General features: G+C 73.3%; 15 protein-coding genes and 1 pseudogene. 8 read left to right on the top strand and 8 right to left on the bottom strand.

The features are described 5' to 3' along the window. Positions 1-138 precede the first annotated feature (138 nt). A complete protein-coding gene (locus V7E46_RS18040; protein ID WP_333769361.1) occupies positions 139-468 on the bottom strand; it encodes a hypothetical protein in 330 nt (109 codons plus the stop codon). Here V7E46_RS18040 and V7E46_RS18035 point away from each other — a divergent pair. The 3 genes and pseudogenes from V7E46_RS18035 to gap form a co-directional block, all read left to right on the top strand. Continuing rightward, positions 434-568 (top strand): annotated as a pseudogene (locus V7E46_RS18035) (hypothetical protein); the annotation flags it as partial. The gene V7E46_RS18040 and the pseudogene V7E46_RS18035 sit on opposite strands and share 35 nt — an antisense overlap. Before the next feature lie 263 nt (positions 569-831). After that, positions 832-1,788: a GlxA family transcriptional regulator gene (locus V7E46_RS18030; RefSeq protein ID WP_333769360.1), complete on the top strand. Its 957-nt coding sequence runs from the start codon at positions 832-834 to the stop codon at positions 1,786-1,788. Between the two features lie 104 nt (positions 1,789-1,892). Beyond that, the gene (gene gap, locus V7E46_RS18025) at positions 1,893-2,888 is read left to right on the top strand and encodes a type I glyceraldehyde-3-phosphate dehydrogenase (protein WP_333769359.1); all 996 of its coding nucleotides are present in this window, start codon (positions 1,893-1,895) and stop codon (positions 2,886-2,888) included. A gap of 52 nt (positions 2,889-2,940) precedes the next feature. Here gap and V7E46_RS18020 read toward each other — a convergent pair whose 3' ends face one another. The 3 genes from V7E46_RS18020 to V7E46_RS18010 form a co-directional block, all read right to left on the bottom strand. Further along, positions 2,941-3,972 carry a polysaccharide deacetylase family protein gene (locus V7E46_RS18020; RefSeq protein ID WP_333769358.1) on the bottom strand — a complete coding sequence of 344 codons (1,032 nt, stop codon included), beginning with the start codon at positions 3,970-3,972 and terminating at the stop codon, positions 2,941-2,943. A 389-nt stretch (positions 3,973-4,361) separates the two neighbouring features. Then, complete coding sequence (locus tag V7E46_RS18015) at positions 4,362-5,270, bottom strand: DUF4232 domain-containing protein (RefSeq protein WP_333769357.1); 909 nt, start codon at positions 5,268-5,270, stop codon at positions 4,362-4,364. A gap of 83 nt (positions 5,271-5,353) precedes the next feature. Next, positions 5,354-8,500 (bottom strand): glycoside hydrolase family 2 TIM barrel-domain containing protein, encoded by a 3,147-nt coding sequence (locus V7E46_RS18010; RefSeq protein WP_333769356.1) that lies wholly within the window; start codon positions 8,498-8,500, stop codon positions 5,354-5,356. A gap of 245 nt (positions 8,501-8,745) precedes the next feature. Between V7E46_RS18010 and V7E46_RS18005 the strand changes: the two genes are divergently transcribed. Both V7E46_RS18005 and V7E46_RS18000 read left to right on the top strand, forming a co-directional pair. After that, the gene (locus tag V7E46_RS18005; RefSeq protein ID WP_333769355.1) at positions 8,746-9,771 is read left to right on the top strand and encodes an alcohol dehydrogenase; all 1,026 of its coding nucleotides are present in this window, start codon (positions 8,746-8,748) and stop codon (positions 9,769-9,771) included. Positions 9,772-9,959: 188 nt separating this feature from the next. Beyond that, a complete protein-coding gene (locus tag V7E46_RS18000) occupies positions 9,960-12,041 on the top strand; it encodes a restriction endonuclease (protein WP_333769354.1) in 2,082 nt (693 codons plus the stop codon). Between the two features lie 27 nt (positions 12,042-12,068). Here V7E46_RS18000 and V7E46_RS17995 read toward each other — a convergent pair whose 3' ends face one another. Both V7E46_RS17995 and V7E46_RS17990 read right to left on the bottom strand, forming a co-directional pair. Next, positions 12,069-12,254: a hypothetical protein gene (locus V7E46_RS17995; RefSeq protein WP_333769353.1), complete on the bottom strand. Its 186-nt coding sequence runs from the start codon at positions 12,252-12,254 to the stop codon at positions 12,069-12,071. Between the two features lie 135 nt (positions 12,255-12,389). Further along, positions 12,390-13,145 (bottom strand): helix-turn-helix domain-containing protein, encoded by a 756-nt coding sequence (locus V7E46_RS17990; protein ID WP_333769352.1) that lies wholly within the window; start codon positions 13,143-13,145, stop codon positions 12,390-12,392. Positions 13,146-13,305: 160 nt separating this feature from the next. On the opposite strand from V7E46_RS17990, the gene V7E46_RS17985 reads away from it, so the two are divergent. Together V7E46_RS17985 and V7E46_RS17980 are read left to right on the top strand one after the other, a co-directional pair. Next, entirely contained in the window at positions 13,306-13,719 is a 414-nt protein-coding gene (locus tag V7E46_RS17985; protein ID WP_333769351.1) for a hypothetical protein, read from the top strand. A gap of 131 nt (positions 13,720-13,850) precedes the next feature. After that, positions 13,851-15,389, top strand: a complete 1,539-nt coding sequence (locus V7E46_RS17980; RefSeq protein WP_333769380.1) for a phosphodiester glycosidase family protein — start codon at positions 13,851-13,853, stop codon at positions 15,387-15,389. 161 nt (positions 15,390-15,550) lie between these two features. On the opposite strand, the gene V7E46_RS17975 is transcribed toward V7E46_RS17980, so the two are convergent. After that, positions 15,551-15,682 (bottom strand): zinc-binding dehydrogenase, encoded by a 132-nt coding sequence (locus V7E46_RS17975; RefSeq protein ID WP_333769350.1) that lies wholly within the window; start codon positions 15,680-15,682, stop codon positions 15,551-15,553. 3 nt (positions 15,683-15,685) lie between these two features. On the opposite strand from V7E46_RS17975, the gene V7E46_RS17970 reads away from it, so the two are divergent. After that, complete coding sequence (locus V7E46_RS17970) at positions 15,686-15,952, top strand: ArsR/SmtB family transcription factor (RefSeq protein WP_333769349.1); 267 nt, start codon at positions 15,686-15,688, stop codon at positions 15,950-15,952. A gap of 24 nt (positions 15,953-15,976) precedes the next feature. On the opposite strand, the gene V7E46_RS17965 is transcribed toward V7E46_RS17970, so the two are convergent. Further along, a complete protein-coding gene (locus V7E46_RS17965) occupies positions 15,977-17,053 on the bottom strand; it encodes an ATP-grasp domain-containing protein (protein ID WP_333769348.1) in 1,077 nt (358 codons plus the stop codon). Positions 17,054-17,310: the final 257 nt, after the last annotated feature.

Genomic DNA, 17,310 nt, shown 5'->3' with positions numbered 1-17,310 from the left:
CATTCGATGTCACTGTTCGTGTCCGCTTCCTGATGCTCTGTGCACCCGAGCATTGGCTGCCGGCCTTGGCGCGCACTGTTGGACGACTTGGCGCCGACTTGGCGCGGACGGTTCGCCCCGTTGACACGCGCGGGACGGTCAGCCGAGCGCGCCGCGGACCGTCTCGCGCAGCCGGCGCTGCGCCGGGTCGGCCCCGACCCGCAGCGCGGCCTGCTGGCGCTCATGTGCGCCTGCGTCGTCCTCGTCGTCGGGATGGTCGCGGCGATCAATCTCGCCGTGCCGATGCTCGCCGCGAGCGCACTGCACCCGTCCGCGTCGGCGCTGGTCTGGATCGTCGACACCTACGTCGTCGTCTTCGCCTGCCTGGTGATGCCCGGCGGGCGACCGGTTCGGGCGCAAGGGCGTCCTGCTGGCCGGCCTGGCGCTCTGCGCGGTGGGCGCGGCGGTGTCGGCGGCGGCACCCGGCACGGCCCTGCTGCTCGCCGGCCGGGTGGTCACGGGGGTCGGCGCCGCGGCCGTCCTGCCCTACACGCTCGCCGTCCTGCTGCACGCCGTGCCCGCGCAGCGCAAGGGCGCGACTATCGCGGCCTGGGCGTCGATGACCGGCATCGGCGGGGTCGTCGGCCACCGATGCCGCACCGCGGGTGATCGGCGTGACCGTCCTCGTGGTCGGCGCCCTCGTCGTCCTCCAGTCCCTGCTCTGCCGCCGCGGCCCGGCGGTGAGCTGACGCCCCCGGGGTGTCCGGCGGGCGGCTTCCGCGGTGCCGGCACCGCAGCCGGCCGGCCGGGCGCCGACCGCGCGGGCCGTACGGGGGCGTTTACGCTGGTCCCGTGCCCGCCTCCCGCCTGCATCGCGTCGCCGTACTCGTACTCGAAGGCGCGAAGCCGCTCGACGTCGGCATTCCGGCGCAGGTCTTCACGACCCGCGCGAGCATGCCGTACGAGGTGCGGGTGTGCGGGGCCGCGCCCGGGCTGGTGGCCGGCGGCGACGGGCTGTCCTACCACGTCGCCCACGGGCTCGACGCGCTCGCGTGGGCCGACATCGTCTTCATCCCCGGCTACCGTTTCCCGGACCGCGAGGACCCGCCGCGGCCCGTGCTCGACGCGCTGGTCGCCGCCCTCGACCGGGGCGCGCGGCTCGCCGCCATCTCGACCGGCGCCTTCGCGCTCGCCGCCACAGGACTGCTCGACGGCAAGCGCGCCACCACCCACTGGCACTACACGCGCAGGCTCGCCGCCAAGCACCCGCTCGTCCGGGTGGACGAGAACGTGCTGTTCGTCGACGAGGGCAGCGTCCTGACCTCGGCGGGCGCCGCCTCCGGCATCGACCTGTGCCTGCACATCCTGCGCGGCGACCTCGGGATGGCCGCGTCGAACCACGCGGCCCGGCGGCTGGTCGCGGCGCCCTACCGCAGCGGCGGCCAGGCCCAGTACGTGCCGCGCAGCGTGCCGGAACCGCTCGGCGAGCGCTTCGCCGCCACCCGCGAATGGGCGCTGCACCGGCTCGGCGAGCCGCTCACCCTGGAGGTGCTCGCCCGGCACGCGGCGGTGTCGCCGCGCACGTTCTCGCGGCGCTTCGCCGAGGACACCGGGTACACGCCGATGCAGTGGGTCATGCGGGCCCGTATCGATGTGGCCCGTGAGCTGCTGGAGCGCTCCGGGCGCAGCGTCGAGCGGATCGCCGCCGACGTCGGCCTCGGCACCGGCGCGAATCTGCGGCTGCACTTCCAGCACATCCTCGGCACCACCCCGAGCGAGTACCGGCGCACCTTCACCAGGGGCGAGTAGCGCCCGGGGCTGTGGCGCGATCCTTTCGAACCATGGCGCTCACGCCGCCGCCACCGGCGGCCGCCGCGAGCGAACCTGGGTGGCGAAACCGAAAGGACACACTCATGACTCGTATCGCCATCAACGGATTCGGCCGCATCGGACGCAATGTGCTGCGCGTGCTGCTGGAGCGCGACAGCGACCTGGAGGTCGTCGCCGTCAACGACCTCACCGAGCCGGCCACGCTCGCGCGGCTGCTCGCCTACGACACGACGGCCGGCCGGCTCGGCCGCCCGGTGAGCGTCGACGGGGACACCCTCGTCGTGGACGGCCGCCGCATCAAGGTCCTCGCCGAGCGCGAGCCCGCTCAGCTGCCGTGGGCGGAACTCGGCGTCGACATCGCGCTGGAGTCGACCGGCCGCTTCACCTCGGCTGCCGCCGCCCGCGCCCACCTCACAGCTGGTGCGAAGAAGGTGCTGGTCAGCGCGCCCTCGGACGGTGCGGACGCCACGCTCGCTTTCGGGGTCAACACCGGAGCCTACGACCCGGCCGCGCACACGATCGTCTCGAACGCCTCCTGCACGACGAACGCGCTCGCGCCGCTGGCCGCGGTCCTGGACGACCTCGCCGGCATCGAGCACGGCTTCATGACGACCGTGCACGCGTACACGCAGGAGCAGAACCTCCAGGACGGTCCGCACCGCGACCCCCGCCGCGCCCGCGCCGCCGGCGTCAACATCGTGCCGACCACGACGGGCGCCGCCAAGGCGATCGGCCTGGTGCTGCCGAACCTCGACGGCAAGCTGTCCGGCGACTCCATCCGGGTGCCGATCCCGGTCGGCTCGATCGTCGAGCTGAACACGACCGTCGCCCGCGACGTGACGCGCGATGACGTGCTCGCCGCCTACCGCGCCGCCGCTGGGGGCCCGCTCGCCGGCATCCTCGAATACTCCGAGGACCCGCTCGTGTCGTCCGACATCACGGGCAACCCCGCCTCGGCGGTCTTCGACTCGGCGCTGACCCGCGTCGACGGGCGGCACGTCAAGGTCGTGGCCTGGTACGACAACGAGTGGGGCTTCTCGAACCGCGTCATCGACACCCTGCAACTCCTCGCCGGCTGACCGCTTTCACGGCGCGGCAGCCCGGGGCCGCCGCGCCGGCCGTGCGGAGTCGCTAGCTCGCGGTGCAGGAGAAGGACGGCCAGGTCGTGGAGCCGTTCTTCTGGACCGTCAGGCCCCAGTTGTTGCCGCTGCCGTTGGGCTTGGCGACCAACTGCTGGGCGGTGGGGTAATTGGCGGTGATGTTCCAGGTCGACATGACCTTCTCGGGGGACGGCACGTTGACCGTCACGGTCCAGGTGCTGGAGCCGGAGACCGCGACGTTCAGGTTGTAGCGGTCGCTCCACTGCGTACCCGCGGTCACGGTCGCGGTGCAACTCCCGCCGCCGCCACCGCCCGTGGTGCCACCGGTGCCGCCGCCGACCGTCGCGCCGCCGCTGGTTCCACCGCCGTCGGGGGCCACCGCGCGGCCGGTCTGCGGAGAGATCATGCCGGCGCACAGGCCGCGGCTCGCCAGGCCCTGGGCGATGCGCGGGATCGCGGTGAGCGTGTTGGCGGGCCACTCGTGCATCAGGATGATCTGGCCGTTCTGGAGCTGGGCGTTGGCCGCGACGATCGCGTCGACGCTCGCGCCGTTCCAGTCCTGCGAGTCGATGTCCCAGATCACCTGCGTCAGGCCGTACTTGGCCTCGACCCCTTGCAGCGTGGCGTTGGTCTCGCCGTACGGCGGCCGGAAGAGCTTCGGGGTGCCGCCGCCCGCGCTGGAGATGGCCTGCTGGGTCCTGGACACCTCCGAGTCGATCTGCGCCTGGCTCTCCTGGATCAGGTGCGGGTGGGTGTAGCTGTGGTTGCCCACCCACATCCCGGCGTTGACCTCGGCCTGGACCTGCGCCGGGTACGAGGCCGCGTACTGGCCCTCGTTGAAGACCGTGGCCCGCAGCCCGTTCTGCTTGAGCGTGTTGAGCAGGGCGGGTGTGTGGTCGTTGGAGGGGCCGTCGTCGAAGGTGAGTCCGACGTAGCCGTTGCAGGTGGCCGCGTGCGAAGTGGGGGCGTTGACGGTGAAGGTCAGCGTGGTCGCGACGGCCATCGCCGCGACGGCGAGTCCCGTGACGAGGGTGCGTGCCGACAGTTTTCGTGGAGTGCGCATGGGGGGTGGGTCCTCCTCGTGAAGTCTGGGGGGAGCGAGGCGGCGCGCCACGGCCCGGCGGTGCTGCGGGGGCCGGGAGGTGACGGCGTCAGTTTTGATCTGGCCTCACCGACTGTCAACACTTTCGGCAGGAATCACGAAAGCTGCGTTCCATCCGATCGCCGCGAGGACGGCAATTGAGCAGCTCATGGGCCACGCCCTGGCGCTCAACAGGGATCAGTTCACCGGAGCACTGCCTTTCTGAGACGAACCATGGACTGGGATCGCCGAAACTTTCGTAACGCTTCCGGGAGTTCGGAGCACGCCGAGCCCCGCCCGGGCGGGCGCCGCGGCGCCCCCCCGGGAGCGGGAGGGGGCGCCGCACCGGCTGGGCTGTGGGACGGACGGGGTCACGGCGACGGCTTGCTCTTCTGCCACGGGCCGACGGCCAGTTTCCCCGTGGTGCCGAGGTCGAGTTCCGGCGTGATCATCACCGGCTGGGCGCCGCCCTTCGCGGTCACCCTGACGTACGGGACGTCCACCGAGGAGCCGCTCTGGACGGTGTTGCGCCACATCAGGCCGGACGTCGCGCTCTCGCCGGGCCGGAGGGTCAGCGGGCGCGGCGGGACGTCGAAGCCGGCGCTGGTGGAGATGCCGCCGCTGCCGTGCAGGACGGTGACACCGGTGACGGGTTCGTGCCGCTGGTCGAGGAGTTGGACCTGTGGGAAGCCGTTGACGCGGTAGGCGTGGTCCGAGCAGTTCTCCAGGTGCAGGCCCACCACGCGCAGGCCCATGGCGGCGTCGCCCTGGTCGGCGGTGACGCGCACACCGGAGGGCGGGCACGGCCCTGACACGACGGGCGCCTCGTCGGCCGGCACGCTTCTGACCTGGTCGATCCGCACCCGGACGCCGCCGCGCTCGCGCGACATCGGGTCCCCCAGCGTCGTGCTGCTCCGTACGGTTCTGCCAGGACCGACACCCGCCACGATCGCCTTCGGGTATGTCAGCGCCGCCCCCGAGGCGGACACCAGCTCGAACCTGATCGTGTACGTGAGCGCTTCGGCCTCGTGGTTGGCGACCTGGAAGCGGAGCGGGAAGGTGTCGGAGGCCGTGGCCGGGCCGCAGCCGAGCAGGCCCCCGGCGGGTGCGGTGATCTCGACACCCTCGGTCGCCAGGTCCGCGCTGCCGCCGGGAGCACCGGCGCCGCAAGCGCCGGGAGCGGTGTTCCCGCCGGGCCGCGAGCCGGAGGCTTCCGTTCCGCAGGCCGTGAGCAGCAGGGCGCCGGCCAGCACGGCGGAGATGGCGGGAAGGGTGCGCATCGGACCACCCCACCAGAACGGGGGCCGTTTCCCCTGTGACGGAGGCCACACTTCCCGTCACAGGGGCGTCACAGACGGCCGGGCTAGGCGGGGCCGACCGTCAGGGTGGTGATGCGCTGGGCGCCGTTGTCGGCGCCGGGGTACGCGCTGGTCAGGTCGAGGCGGAGCTGCGCGGTGTGCAGCCGGGTGAAGGTGATCACGGTGGGCGCGTCGGACGCGGTCGCCCAGGTGACCGCCTGGTTGCGGGCGGGGACGAAGCGGTCGCCGTCCCAGTAGGAGACGGTGACGGTGGCGGGCAGGGAGTGGGTGGCGTCGACGGTGAAGGAGACGGCGACGGACTCGACGGCGCGGGACGCCCCCCACGCGAGGGAGACCCAGTCGGCGGGACGTGCGCCGCTGAAGGCGGGCAGCAGGGCGGTGGCGGTCTTGCGGAAGCCGTTGGACCAGCCGGTCGCCGGGTTGCCGTCGAGCATGGCGGCCGGGAGCGTGGTGAGCGCCCCGGAGTAGCTGGCGTCGGCCAGCGGGTAGACGGGGGCGGCCGGCGCGTGGCCGGGGACGAGCCGCGCGGGCGGGGTGGTCGCGGGGTCGGACGCGCGGGTCGTCCGTACCTGGGCGGTGGACTTGTGCAGGCCGGCCGCGGTGGCGGTCACGGTGAGGCGGCCGGCGGAGGTGCCGGCGCGGACGATGGCCAGCGCCTTGCCGTGGAAGGCGGTACGGGTGCTGGCCTGGTAGCGCTCGGCGCTCTCCTGGCGGCCGTTGTCGACGCCGGCCAGAGAGCCGCCGTCGACCTTGAAGGTGATCAGGTGGTCGGCGCCGGGCACGACGGTGCCGCGCGCGTCGATCACCTCGGCGGTGACGTAGACCAGTGAACGCCCGTCGGCGGGCAGCGTGTCGCGGTCGGGCAGCAGGCGCACGGTGTGCGGTTCGCCTGCGGTGCGCAGCACATCCGTGGCGACGGTCCGCCCGCCCCGCTTGGCGACGGCCTTCAGCTCGCCGGGCGCGAAGGGCACCCGCCAGGTGAGGTGCAGCTTGCCCGCGCTGCCGTTGGGGCTGGTGTAACTGCCCGGGTAGGGACCGCCGGTGACCGTGCGGTCGTCGCCGGTGGCCTCGGTGGTCTCCAGGTACGTCCGCCCGTCGGTGGTCCTCTTGGTGTCGAAGCGGCGCACACCCAGGGACCGGCCGCCCAGGAACAGCTCGACGGTGTCGACATTGGAGTACGCCCAGACCTCCACGATCTCGCCGGGCTTGTGGTCGGTCCAGTCCATGGGGACGAGGTGGACCATGGGTTCCGTCGTCCACTGGCTGCGGAAGAGGTGGTACATGTCCTTGGGGAAGCCGGCCGTGTCGACCGCGCCGAAGAAGGACGTCTTGACCGGGAAGACGCTGTAGGGCGTGGGCTCGCCGATGTAGTCCGTGCCGGACCACAGGAACTGGCCGGCGAAGAAGCGCCGGTCGCGGTCCTTCTTCAGGCCGTACTCGCCGCTGATCGTCCAGGAGGCGAGGTTGTTGTCGAAACTGGAGGCGTCGCGCTTGCCCGGGGTGTAGTTCTCGCCGGTGTTGAGGTGCTCCGGCTCCTGGTAGGCGCCGCGCGTGGAGGTCTCCGAGGACGATTCGGATTCGAAGAGGAACAGGTGCGGGTAGCGGGCGTGCAGCGCGTCCACGGACGCGGCGGTGTTGTAGTTCAGGCCGAGGCCGTCGAGCTTGGCAAGCATCAGGTCCGCCGCGGACCCGGCCGCGGGCAGGCCGCGGTATTTGTCGGAGCCGATGACGACAGGCCGGCTCGGGTCGTGGGCGCGGACGGTGTCGATGAGGCCCTGGGCCATGTCCAGGCCCGCGGTGCTGGTGGAGTCGGGGATCTCGTTGCCGATCGACCACATGATGACGGCGGGCGAGTTGCGGGCCGCGACGACCATCTCGGCGATGTCGGCGGCGCTGTTGGCGTCGAAGAAGCGGTGGTAGTCGTACGTGGTCTTGCCGGTGTGCCAGCAGTCGAAGGCCTCGACCATCATCACGATGCCCAACTGCTCGCAGACCCGGATCATTTCGGGCGACGGCGGGTTGTGCGAGGTTCTGAAGGCGTTGACGCCCATGGACTTCATGATGGTCATCTGCCGCAGCAGCGCGTCGGGGTTGACCGCCGAGCCCAGGGCGCCCTGGTCGTGGTGGAGGTCGACGCCCTGGAGTTTGGCGTACTCGCCGTTGACCGTCAGCCCCCGGTCGGGGTCGATGGCGACGTAGCGGAAGCCGAAGGTGGTGGGGAAGCTGTCCACGGTCCTGCCGTCGACCAGCACCTCGGCGTCCAGCTCGTAGAGGTGCGGCGAGTCCTGGGACCAGAGCCTGGGCCGGGTCACGGGGATGTCCAGCGTCACCGTCCCCTGTCCGGTGGCGGGCAGATGGAGCGGTGCGCTCGCCTTGGCCACCTGGCGCCCGTCGGGGTCGCGGACGGTGGCGACGACAGTGGCCTTGCGGCCTGCGCCGGTCTCGTCGACGGCGCTGATCTCGGCCCGTACGGTGGCGCGCCCGCCGCGGATGGTGTCGGCGAGGCCGGGCGTGGTCACATATGTGCCCCAACGGGCCAGGTGCACGGGGTCGGTGACGACAAGCCGGGCGTTGCGGTAGATCCCGCTGCCCGAATACCAGCGGCTGCTGGGCAGCTGGTTGCGCACCTGCACGGCGATCACATTGCGGGTGCGGCCGTCGGTGTGCAGGAGGTCGGTGAGGTCGAAGGCGAAGCCGGTGTAGCCGTAGGGGTGGTTGCCGACCTGCGTGCCGTTGCAGTAGACGACCGAGTCCATGTAGACGCCGTCGAACTCGATCGACACCCGGCGGCCCGACGTCGAGCGCGGCAGCGTGAACGAGGTGCGGTACCAGCCCAGGCCGCCGGGCAGGAAGCCGGTGCCCCCCGAGGTGCCCGAGTCGGTGGTGGGCGTCTGCTCGATGCTCCAGTCGTGCGGGATCGCCACCGTCCGCCACCGGGAGTCGTCGTAGCCGGGGGCCGCCGCGTCGGCGTAGGCACCGGTCGGGTCGGTGATGCCCGCCGGGTTGACGAGCGCGAAGCGCCACCCGTCACCGAGGTCGATGGTTCGCCCGGATGTGGAAGTGTGTGCGGGGCCGGGGACCCCGCCGCCGTGGGCGGGCGAACCGGACGACGCGCGGGCGGGGCCGGGCAGGGACGGCACCGCCGCTCCCGCGGCTCCGGTGACCAGGATGGTTCTACGTTTGACCGACACTGCGACCACTCCTCGTTGAGGGCATACGCGACGGGGCGTCGACGGCGCACGCGTGCATCACAATTGATCAGCACCGAACAGAATCCACCAATGCCACACGGATTCTCGCAGGACGGGACCCGTGTCGGTCAAGAGCCGTGCCGTACCACTCGCCCAGCTGCGCACCGCCCGCCGCCGCGCATGGACGGACAAGGCGTGTTCTGATGGTGCAGAAGACCGTTCCTAGCGGCATTGGGGAGGTCCAGATGTCCATCTACCGCGTTGCAGAGGTGGCCACCGCCGGCGGGTCCCTGGAGATCGCCGAGCGCGAGCTGCGCGAGCCGGGTCCCGGCCACGCACGGATCACCGTCGAAGCATGCGGGGTCTGCCACAGCGACTCCGGCTTCATCGAGGGCGCCTTCCCCGGCCTCAGCTTCCCGCTGGTCGCCGGGCACGAGATCGCCGGACGCCTCGACGCGCTGGGCGAGGGAGTGGCCGAGCGCGGCTTCCAGGTCGGCGACCGGGTGGGGGTGGGCTGGTTCGGCGGCAGCTGCGGCCACTGCAAACCCTGCCGGCAGGGCGACTTCATCGTGTGCGAGAACCTGAAGGTCCCCGGCTGGGCCTACGACGGCGGCTTCGCCGAGTCGGTGATCGCCCCCGGGGACGCGCTGGCCCGGATCCCCGACGCGCTGTCGGCGGCGGACGCGGGACCGCTGGGCTGCGCGGGCGTGACCACCTACAACGGGCTGCGGCGCAGCAAGGCGGTCCCGGGCGACCTGGTCGCGGTGCTGGGCATCGGCGGCCTCGGCCACCTCGGGGTGCAGTACGCGGCCGCGATGGGCTTCGAGACGGTGGCCGTCGCCCGCGGCGCCGACAAGGCCGACTTCGCCAAGCAGCTCGGCGCGCACCACTACATCGACAGCACAGGCGGCACCCCGGTCGCCGACGCCCTCCAGGCGCTGGGCGGCGCCGACGTCGTCCTGGCCACCGTCGGCAGCTCCGCCGCCATCACCTCCACCGTGGACGGGCTCGCCCGGCGCGGCGAGCTGGTGGCCATCGGCGCGGCCGGGGAGCCGATGGGCATCAGCCCGCTGCAACTGCTGCTCCAGGGCAAGGTCGTGCGCGGCCACCCGTCCGGCACGTCGCAGGACGTCGAGGACACGATGAATTTCAGCGTGCTGCACGGCATCCGCCCCGTCACCGAGGTGGTGCCGCTGGCCGAGGCGGACCAGGCGTACCGGCGGATGCTCGCCGGCGCCGCCCGCTTCCGGATGGTGCTCACGGCGGGATGACCGCCGGGTTCCCGGGGGGGGGGGGGGGGGGGGGCCCCCCCCCCCCCCCCCCCCCCCGCGGGCTGCCCGGGGTGTGCCAAGTGGATGGGCGGGGCTGCGACTTCGCCGTAGAGTCGGACTGGTGTGCTGCCGGTCGCCCGGCGCGTGGTTCCGGGACGGCACGTCCCCCGGGGGAGGGCAAACACCGCATGACTCGTCGCTCCAACAGCGGTCCGATCGGCGTCTGGGCCGAGATGCAGCGGCAGCAGCAGCGGCAGCAGGAGGCCCAGCTCCGGGCGCGCGCCCAGCAGCAGCGGGAGCAGGAGCGCCAGCAGCGGGCGTACGAGCGGGACATGGCGCGCCAGGACCGCGAGCGGCAGGCCGCGTACCGCCGGCACCAGGAGGCGGACGCCCAGCGGCGTACCGAGGAGCTGGACGCCAGGGTCGAGGCGCTGAGCGGGCTGCTGGCCGCCGGGAGCCGGGCACCGGCGTTCGGTACGGCCGCGCTCGGCCGCTCCGAACGGCTCCAGCCGTTCGACCCGGGACCGCTCGCCCGGCCGGTGGCGATGCCCGACCCGCGTCGCTACCAGGCCGAGGGCGGCTGGGGCCGCGCGAACCGCAGGGCGCAGCAGGATGCGCAGACGCGTTACGCCCGGGACCTGGCCGCCGCGCAGTCGGCCGAGGCCGAGCGGCAGCGCCGACTGGCCGGCTACCGGCAGCAGTACGACCGCTGGGCGGCCGGCGAGCTGGCGGACGTCCGGCGGCACAATGCCGGGGTCGCGCACCTGGTGGCCGGCCTGCGCACCGGGGACCAGGACGCGGTGGTGGAGTATTTCTCGGCCGCCCTCTACGCCTCCACGGCCTGGCCCGAGGGACTGCCGCGCCAGGCGTCCGCCGCGTACGACCCGGGCGCCCGCCAACTGGTGCTGAACTGGGAGCTGCCGAGGTACGAGGTCGTCCCTGAGACGAAGTCGGTGCGCTACATGCCGACCGCCGACCGGTACAAGGAGACCGCCCGCCCGGCCACCCAGCGCCGGGCGCTCTACCGCGACCTGCTCGCCCAGTGCGTGCTGCTGGCGCTGCGCGAGCTGTTCGCGGCCGACGAATCCGGCGCGCTGGAGTCGGTCGAGCTGAACGGCTTCGTGGACGACCACGACCCCGCGACCGGCCGGGAGGCGCAGATCTTCCTGGCCGCCGTGACGACGACCCGCGGTGCCTTCGCCGCGCTGGACCTGGAGCGGCTCAGCGCGGTGGACTGCCTGGTCGACGGCTTCCACGGCCGGCTCTCCGCCCGCCCCGAACTGCTCACCGCCGTACGGCCCGGCCGGCTCCCCGACGACGTGGGCGGCGCGCCGACCGCGGGCCCGGTCCCGCTCGGGGACGAGGAGCCCGACCTGCACGCCATGGACCCGATCGCCTTCGAGGCGCTGGTCGCCGAGCTGTTCCGGGCCATGGGCATGCAGGCGGTGACCACCCAGCGCTCCAACGACGGCGGCGTCGACGTGGACGCCTTCGACCCGGCCCCCATACGCGGCGGCACGATCATCGTGCAGGTCAAGCGCTACCGCCACACCGTGCCGCCGACCGCGGTGCGCGACCTCTACGGCACCGTCCAGCACGCGGGCGCCAACAAGGGCGTCCTGGTCACCACATCGCGCTTCGGGCCCAGCTCCCACACCTTCGCGCACGGCAAGCCGCTGGAACTGGTCTCCGGCGAGCAGCTGGTCGAGCTGCTGCACCACCACGGCCTGCGCGGCCGGCTCGGCTCCGCGAACCCGCCACCCGCCCCCGCGCCGGAGCCCGCTCCCGACCACAACGTGCTGGGCGTTTCCTGGTCGGGCGAGGTCGCCCTCGATGTCTGCGCGCTGGTCTGCCAGGGCGGCACGGTGCTCAGCGACGACCACTTCGTCTTCTACAACAACCCCCGCACCCCGGACGGCGCCGTCGCCGCGGTCCCGCCCAGCGCCCCCGACAAGGCGGCGCTGCGGGTGGCCTTCGACGCGCTCCCGGGTCACGCCGACCGCCTCGTCCTGGCCACCGCGATCGACCCCACCGTCAATCCGGACGCCGACCTGGCCGGCTTCACCCGGGCCGGCATCCGCCTGCTGGACGCCTCGGCGGCCGAACTCGGCCGCCTGGAGGTCTCGGACGGCCGCGCCGGCGAGACCGCCCTCGTCCTCGGCTCCTTCCGCCGCCGCGCGGGCGGCGACTGGGACTTCGTCATGGGCGGCAAGGGCTACGAGGGCGGCCTTGAGGCGCTGATCCGCGACTACGGCATCGACGTCTCCTAGACCGTCCCGACCCGGCCCCCGCGGGCATCACCAGCCGTCGTGCGGGGCGCCGGGCACCAGGTCGGCGATCACGCCGATCCTGGCTCGGTACGGCGAAGCCGGTGTCGCGGGTTCGCGGCCGGCGCTGGTCTTCACCTTCCGGGCTCCCGCCGGTGACGCCTGGAACCGCAGGTCGCTGCCGCTGCGGGTGGCCATCGAGCTCGAAACGGGCACGGCGGAGATGCTGCGCTGACCGCAGGACGGAAAAACCCCGGGCAATGCGCCCGGGGATTTTCGGGGCCCGCGGAAATTCCCGCCGGAGAACCAGCCGCGAACGGACGGTCCGGCCGCCGGCCGGACCGTCCGGCGCTACGGGCGGTGGTTGTACGCGTCCAGGGTGGCCTTGTTGGTGGAGGCGTCCTGGAATATCAAGTCCCACGGGCCGGTGTTGACGTCCATCTCGGTGCCGAAGCCGACCCATTTCCCGGTCAGGCGGCGCCCGGTCGGCTCGGCGAGCAGCTGGATGGCGCCGTGGTAGCGGGCGCCCCGGTAGTGGCCGTCCTCGGCCGTCTGCTCCACCCAGGTGCCCGTGACGACGTTCCCGTCGACGGTCAGGTCCATGGTCAGCGGCGAGTCCGAGGAGCCGGGCAGACTGCGTATGGTCAGCCTGCCCGCGTGCTGGAGGATCACCACGTAGTGCAGGCCGGTGAAGACCTGCCGGCCGCGGCTGGAGGAGACGTACTCGTAGCGCGAGAGCCACACGCCGGAGTAATTGCCGCGCGGCACCGGTTGGGCGGTCGGCGTGCCGCGGGTCGTTCCTATGCCGGTCGACGAGTCGCCGAGATCGAGACCGCCTCTGCCGTCGTCCGAGACGCGTGCCTGGGGCACGGCGGGGATGAAGCCCAGCGTCTCTATGGGCAGGCCGGTGACGGTTTCCAGGGCGCGCGCGTAGGCGGGCCGGGGGGAGACGGACGTCCCCGCCTCCCAGCGCTGCACGAGGCGCTTGGAGGCGTCGTTGGGCTCCCCCGCGCGCCGCCCCGCTTCCCGCAGGGCCCGGGCGAAGTCGTCCTGGGACATGAGCAGGCCCATCCGGGTCGCTCGTAAGGCGCTGTTAGGTGTCGTCATGGCATCACGCTAGCCCGCCAGGCGGCGCCATTGACACCGAAATGACGCCTCGTAAGGCGTCCTTGTGACACCGGTAATGACATCGCACGCGGCGACGTCGCACCGTCACTCTGTGAGTGTGACCGATGCAGCACGCAGAGCGACGACACTGGAGCCGCGCATGAGCAACGAAGAAGCCGCCTGTCCTGGGCCGGACGGCACCGCCCCTGTTCCCGGGCCGGGGGCGAAAGGGCCGATCGTCCTGCGGCTTCTTCCCTGGACCGGCGAGGGCGGAAGACCCTGCTACCTGCGCACGGACGGTGTGGACCACACGTACATGACGCGGCTGGCGGACAACTTCGAGTCCGTACAGCTCGCGATGGGGCTGGACCTGCTCGACCACGTGGACAAGGCGCTGGAGGAGGGCGATCTGCGGGAAACCGAACTCCGCCGCATAGTCACGTGGTTGACGGAGGCGCTGCGGGACGCGGTCCATGTGGCGGAGTGCCGGGGTGAGCGGCTGGCGCTGCCCCCGGCCGAGGACGCGGCGTCCCGCGCGGCGGACGCCGTCATCGACCGGGAGATCATCCGGTGACCGCCGCCGGCGGGACCGGTGATCGCGCGCCGTGCTCCGACCGGCCGTCACATCCGGTGCTGTTGGGGTGAAAAGGGCCGGGTGGCGACAGGAGTTCACCCGGAGGTCCACTCCAGGGCCGGCCGGAAGGCCTGGCGTCGTCCGGCATCGGCAGCGGCTCGGTCCTGGTCAGGGGCGGTACGGCGGTGGACTTCCCACCGAATGCGGGCAATGACGCGGCCAAGCCGCGCACCGCCGTCGGCCGGCCGGCCGGCGGGCACCGGCTGCTTTTGGTGGCGGTGGACGGGTCGGCGAACTTCTCCGCGGGACTCGGCTTCGACGACATGGCGAAGCTGATGGCGCGGCTCGGCGCGTACGAGGCGTTCGTGCTGGACGGCGGCGGCTCGACCGAGATCGTCGCCCGACGCCCCGGCGACACCGGGGCCGGCGTCGTCAACACGCCCTCGGACGGCGCCGAACGGCCGGTGCCCAACGGCGTCGGGCTCTTCGGCCGCCGGGGCTCCGGGCAGCTGCGCGGGCTCGACGTACGCCCGCGGGCCGACCGGGTGATCCCGGGCCTCACCGTGGACGTCGCCGTGGCCGGCTACGACGAGGCCTGGGGCCCGGCGGCGACCGGCGGCCACCAGGTCGGATGGACTGCGGAGCCCGGTTCGCTCGGCAAGGTCAGCGGCGGGGTCTTCCGCGCCGGGCGGCCCGGCGCCGGGGTGCTGCGGGCGCACGCGGGTGCGGGCGGCGGTGAGCACGGACTGCGGGTGCTCGGGGATCTGGACCGGTTGGCCTTCACCGAGCGGACGGTCACCATCGAGCCGGGCGCCACGGTGGCGGTCGGGCTCGCCGGTTACGACGCGGACGGCTTCGGCGCCCCGGTGGCGCCGCGTGACGCGGCGCTCGACTACGACCGTGCCGTGATCACCGTGGCGGCCGGCCCGGACGGCGGCTTCGCCGTCACCGGCGCCGCAGGCGCGGGCGGCACATCGGCGACCCTCACCGCGACGGTCCAGGGCGTGACCGCGCGGCTGCCGGTGTCGGCGGGCCTGGTCGATGTGCCGCTGGCCGACTTCGAGCCGGGCGAGGCCTGGACGGCGCTGGCCGCCCGGGGTACGGCGTCGGTCGCGGTGGTCGCCGCCGCCGACCGGCCGGGCGCCGCCGCGGACAACCACGCGCTGCGGCTCGGCTACGACTTCACCGGGCAGACCAGCACCTCGGCCGCGTACGCGGTGGCGGGCCCCGGGCCGATCACGCTGCCCGCGGGCACCAGGAAGCTCGCGCTGTGGGTCAACGGCGACGGCCGCAACCACTGGCTGCGCGCGATGCTCTCCTCGCAGGGCACCACCAATGTGCCGTTCACCTTCGCCAGCCCCTGTCGACTGGACAGGCTGGCGCCGGGTCGTCGGCGACCTCCCGGCCGGCTTCTCCGACCCGGTCACACTGGCGCGGCTCGACATCGCGGAGACCGCGCAGACCAACAAGAACGCCGGGCAGCTGGACTTCGACGGCCTCACCGGCCAAGTCGGGCAGCGGCCGGACCTCGCCGAGCCGCCGCGGCCCGACCCGTACGTGGTCGGGCAGGGCGGTCTGCCGGACCGCCGCTGGACCTTAGCCGCGGCCGGGTCACCCTCACGGTGGCCGCGGGCGGCCTGGCCGCCTCGGCGCAGGTCGCACTCGGCTGAGCGGACGCCGTCCCGGCACGGCCGGTCGGGGCGGGCCTCACGGCCCGTCCCGGCCCGGCTGGAGGGCGGCCCGGGCCGCGTCGACGACGGCGCCGCCTGGAGGCCGGCGCCGGTGACGCGTTGACGCGCGGGACCGCGACATGGGCGCGCGGCCCCGCGCGTCAGCGCGGGACAGTCAGTACGATCTTGCCGATCTGCTCGCCGGACTCCAGGTAGCGGTGCGGCTCGACGACCGCGTCCGGGCCGAAGGTGCGGGACACGACCGGGCGGAAGTACGGGCGGTCACGCTGCAACAGGTGCCGGACGCGCTCGTCGACCCGGTGCGGCGCGGCATCGTCACGCAGCTGGCCGACGCCACCGCCGACATCACGTGCGGCGCCTTCGACCTGCCGGTGAGCAGGTCCACGGCCACGCACCACTTCCGGGTCCTGCGCGAGGCCGGGCTGATCCGGCAGCACTACGTGGGCACGTCCCGGATGAACACCCTGCGGCGGGCCGAGGTCGACGCCGTCTTCCCCGGCCTGCTCGACGCCCTGATCAGCGCGGACCGCGTCAGAGCCTGACATCCGTCACGTGGTGCGCCGCCGTCATCCCGTGGCCGTCGCCGGCGCCTCCCCGAGGAAGGGCGCGGCGGGGACGGCGGTCGGGCGGTGCGCGGCCAGGCCGCCGTCGAGCCCGGTGAGGGCGGGGGGCGGCGCGTCGACCTGGGTGGCCGACTCGGTGACCGCGATACGGGCGCCGAGCCGCGGCTCGGCCAGTACGCCGGTGTCGCCGCGCAGCAGCAGGCGGACCGCGGCCCAGGGGAGGTTCACACCGGTGAAGGCGGTCTGGAAGATGCCCGCGGAAGCCCGCGGGTTGGCTTCGAGCAGCACCGGCCGGCCGGCGCGGTGCCGCAGTTGCACGTTGGACAGATACGCGAGCCCGAAGTGCTGGACCAGCCGGCGGGCGATCGCGGTCATCCCGGGGTCGTCCAGCAGCAGCCGGTAGCGGCCCTCCTTGGACCGCGCTATCGCGGCCAACGGCCGCCCGCCGGGGGCCGACAGGCAGTCGACGCTCACCTCGGGCCCCTCCAGATAGGGCATCACGAGGAATTCCGGCACCGCCTCGCCCTCGTCCGCGGCCCGCGCCAGCGCGTCCGCCACCGCGCCCACCGACGCCAGCGGCACCGGCGGCACCAGCAGGTCCCTGATCCGCAGCGGCCCGTCGTCCAGGATGCGGAAGCCGAACGCCGAATACTCGCCCGCGGGTTTGAAGCACACCCGCTCGCCGTCCGCCGACAACTCCGCGACCGCCGCGCGGAATTCCGCCGCGTCCCGCACCGAACGCCACGGCGGCACCGGCACGCCGGCCGCCCGCGCGGCCTCGTACGTACGGGTCTTGCTGGTCAGCACCTCTATCGCGGCGGGCGGCGAGCACATCAACCGCGTTCCGCCCGCGGCGAATTCGTCACTCCGGCCGGCGAGTGCCGCCAGCCGCCTGGGCGGTAGGAGCACGTCGATGCGGTGCCTGCGGCAGAAGTCCAGGGCGAAGGCGGCGTATTCGTCGTCCCCGACGTAACGCGGTTCGACCTCGGCCACCTCGCACGCGGCCAGCGCCGGCGCGTCCCGGTCCACGTTCGACCCGTATATGTGGACGCCGACGGCGTCCGGGTTGTCGCGCAGCATCCGCATCACCTGCGTCGAAGCGACGCCCGCGCTGCTGAGCCATATCCGTAGCGCTATCGCGAAGCTCCTTAGGACGCCAGACGGTGGGCAGTGCTGCGGATCGTAGCTCCGCGGCATGACGGCGGTGTTTCACGCCGTTCGCCGAACGTCCCGCGCTGCCGCGGCGGGGCGGCCCTCGTGGGGGTACTGGCCCGTCGAGGAAGGGCGGGGGGGGGGGGGGGGGGGGGGGGGGGGGGGGGCGGGGGGGGGGGGGGGGG

It is taken from the genome of Streptomyces sp. IBSBF 2435 (assembly GCF_036815005.1).
Classification (GTDB): domain Bacteria; phylum Actinomycetota; class Actinomycetes; order Streptomycetales; family Streptomycetaceae; genus Actinacidiphila.
Note: the sequence above shows the minus strand (reverse complement) of the source record. Positions and strands in the feature narration are given on the sequence as shown.

What these genes read in the sequence shown, in the direction of transcription:
- V7E46_RS18015 (WP_333769357.1), bottom strand. Translation starts at nt 5,270, where the DNA reads ATGCGCACCCTTCCCGCCATCTCCGCCGTGCTGGCCGGCGCCCTGCTG.
- V7E46_RS17990 (WP_333769352.1), bottom strand. Translation starts at nt 13,145, where the DNA reads ATGACGACACCTAACAGCGCCTTACGAGCGACCCGGATGGGCCTGCTC.
- gap (WP_333769359.1), top strand. Translation starts at nt 1,893, where the DNA reads ATGACTCGTATCGCCATCAACGGATTCGGCCGCATCGGACGCAATGTG.
- V7E46_RS17965 (WP_333769348.1), bottom strand. Translation starts at nt 17,053, where the DNA reads ATGCTGCGCGACAACCCGGACGCCGTCGGCGTCCACATATACGGGTCG.
- V7E46_RS18020 (WP_333769358.1), bottom strand. Translation starts at nt 3,972, where the DNA reads ATGCGCACTCCACGAAAACTGTCGGCACGCACCCTCGTCACGGGACTC.
- V7E46_RS18005 (WP_333769355.1), top strand. Translation starts at nt 8,746, where the DNA reads ATGTCCATCTACCGCGTTGCAGAGGTGGCCACCGCCGGCGGGTCCCTG.
- V7E46_RS18000 (WP_333769354.1), top strand. Translation starts at nt 9,960, where the DNA reads ATGACTCGTCGCTCCAACAGCGGTCCGATCGGCGTCTGGGCCGAGATG.
- V7E46_RS17985 (WP_333769351.1), top strand. Translation starts at nt 13,306, where the DNA reads ATGAGCAACGAAGAAGCCGCCTGTCCTGGGCCGGACGGCACCGCCCCT.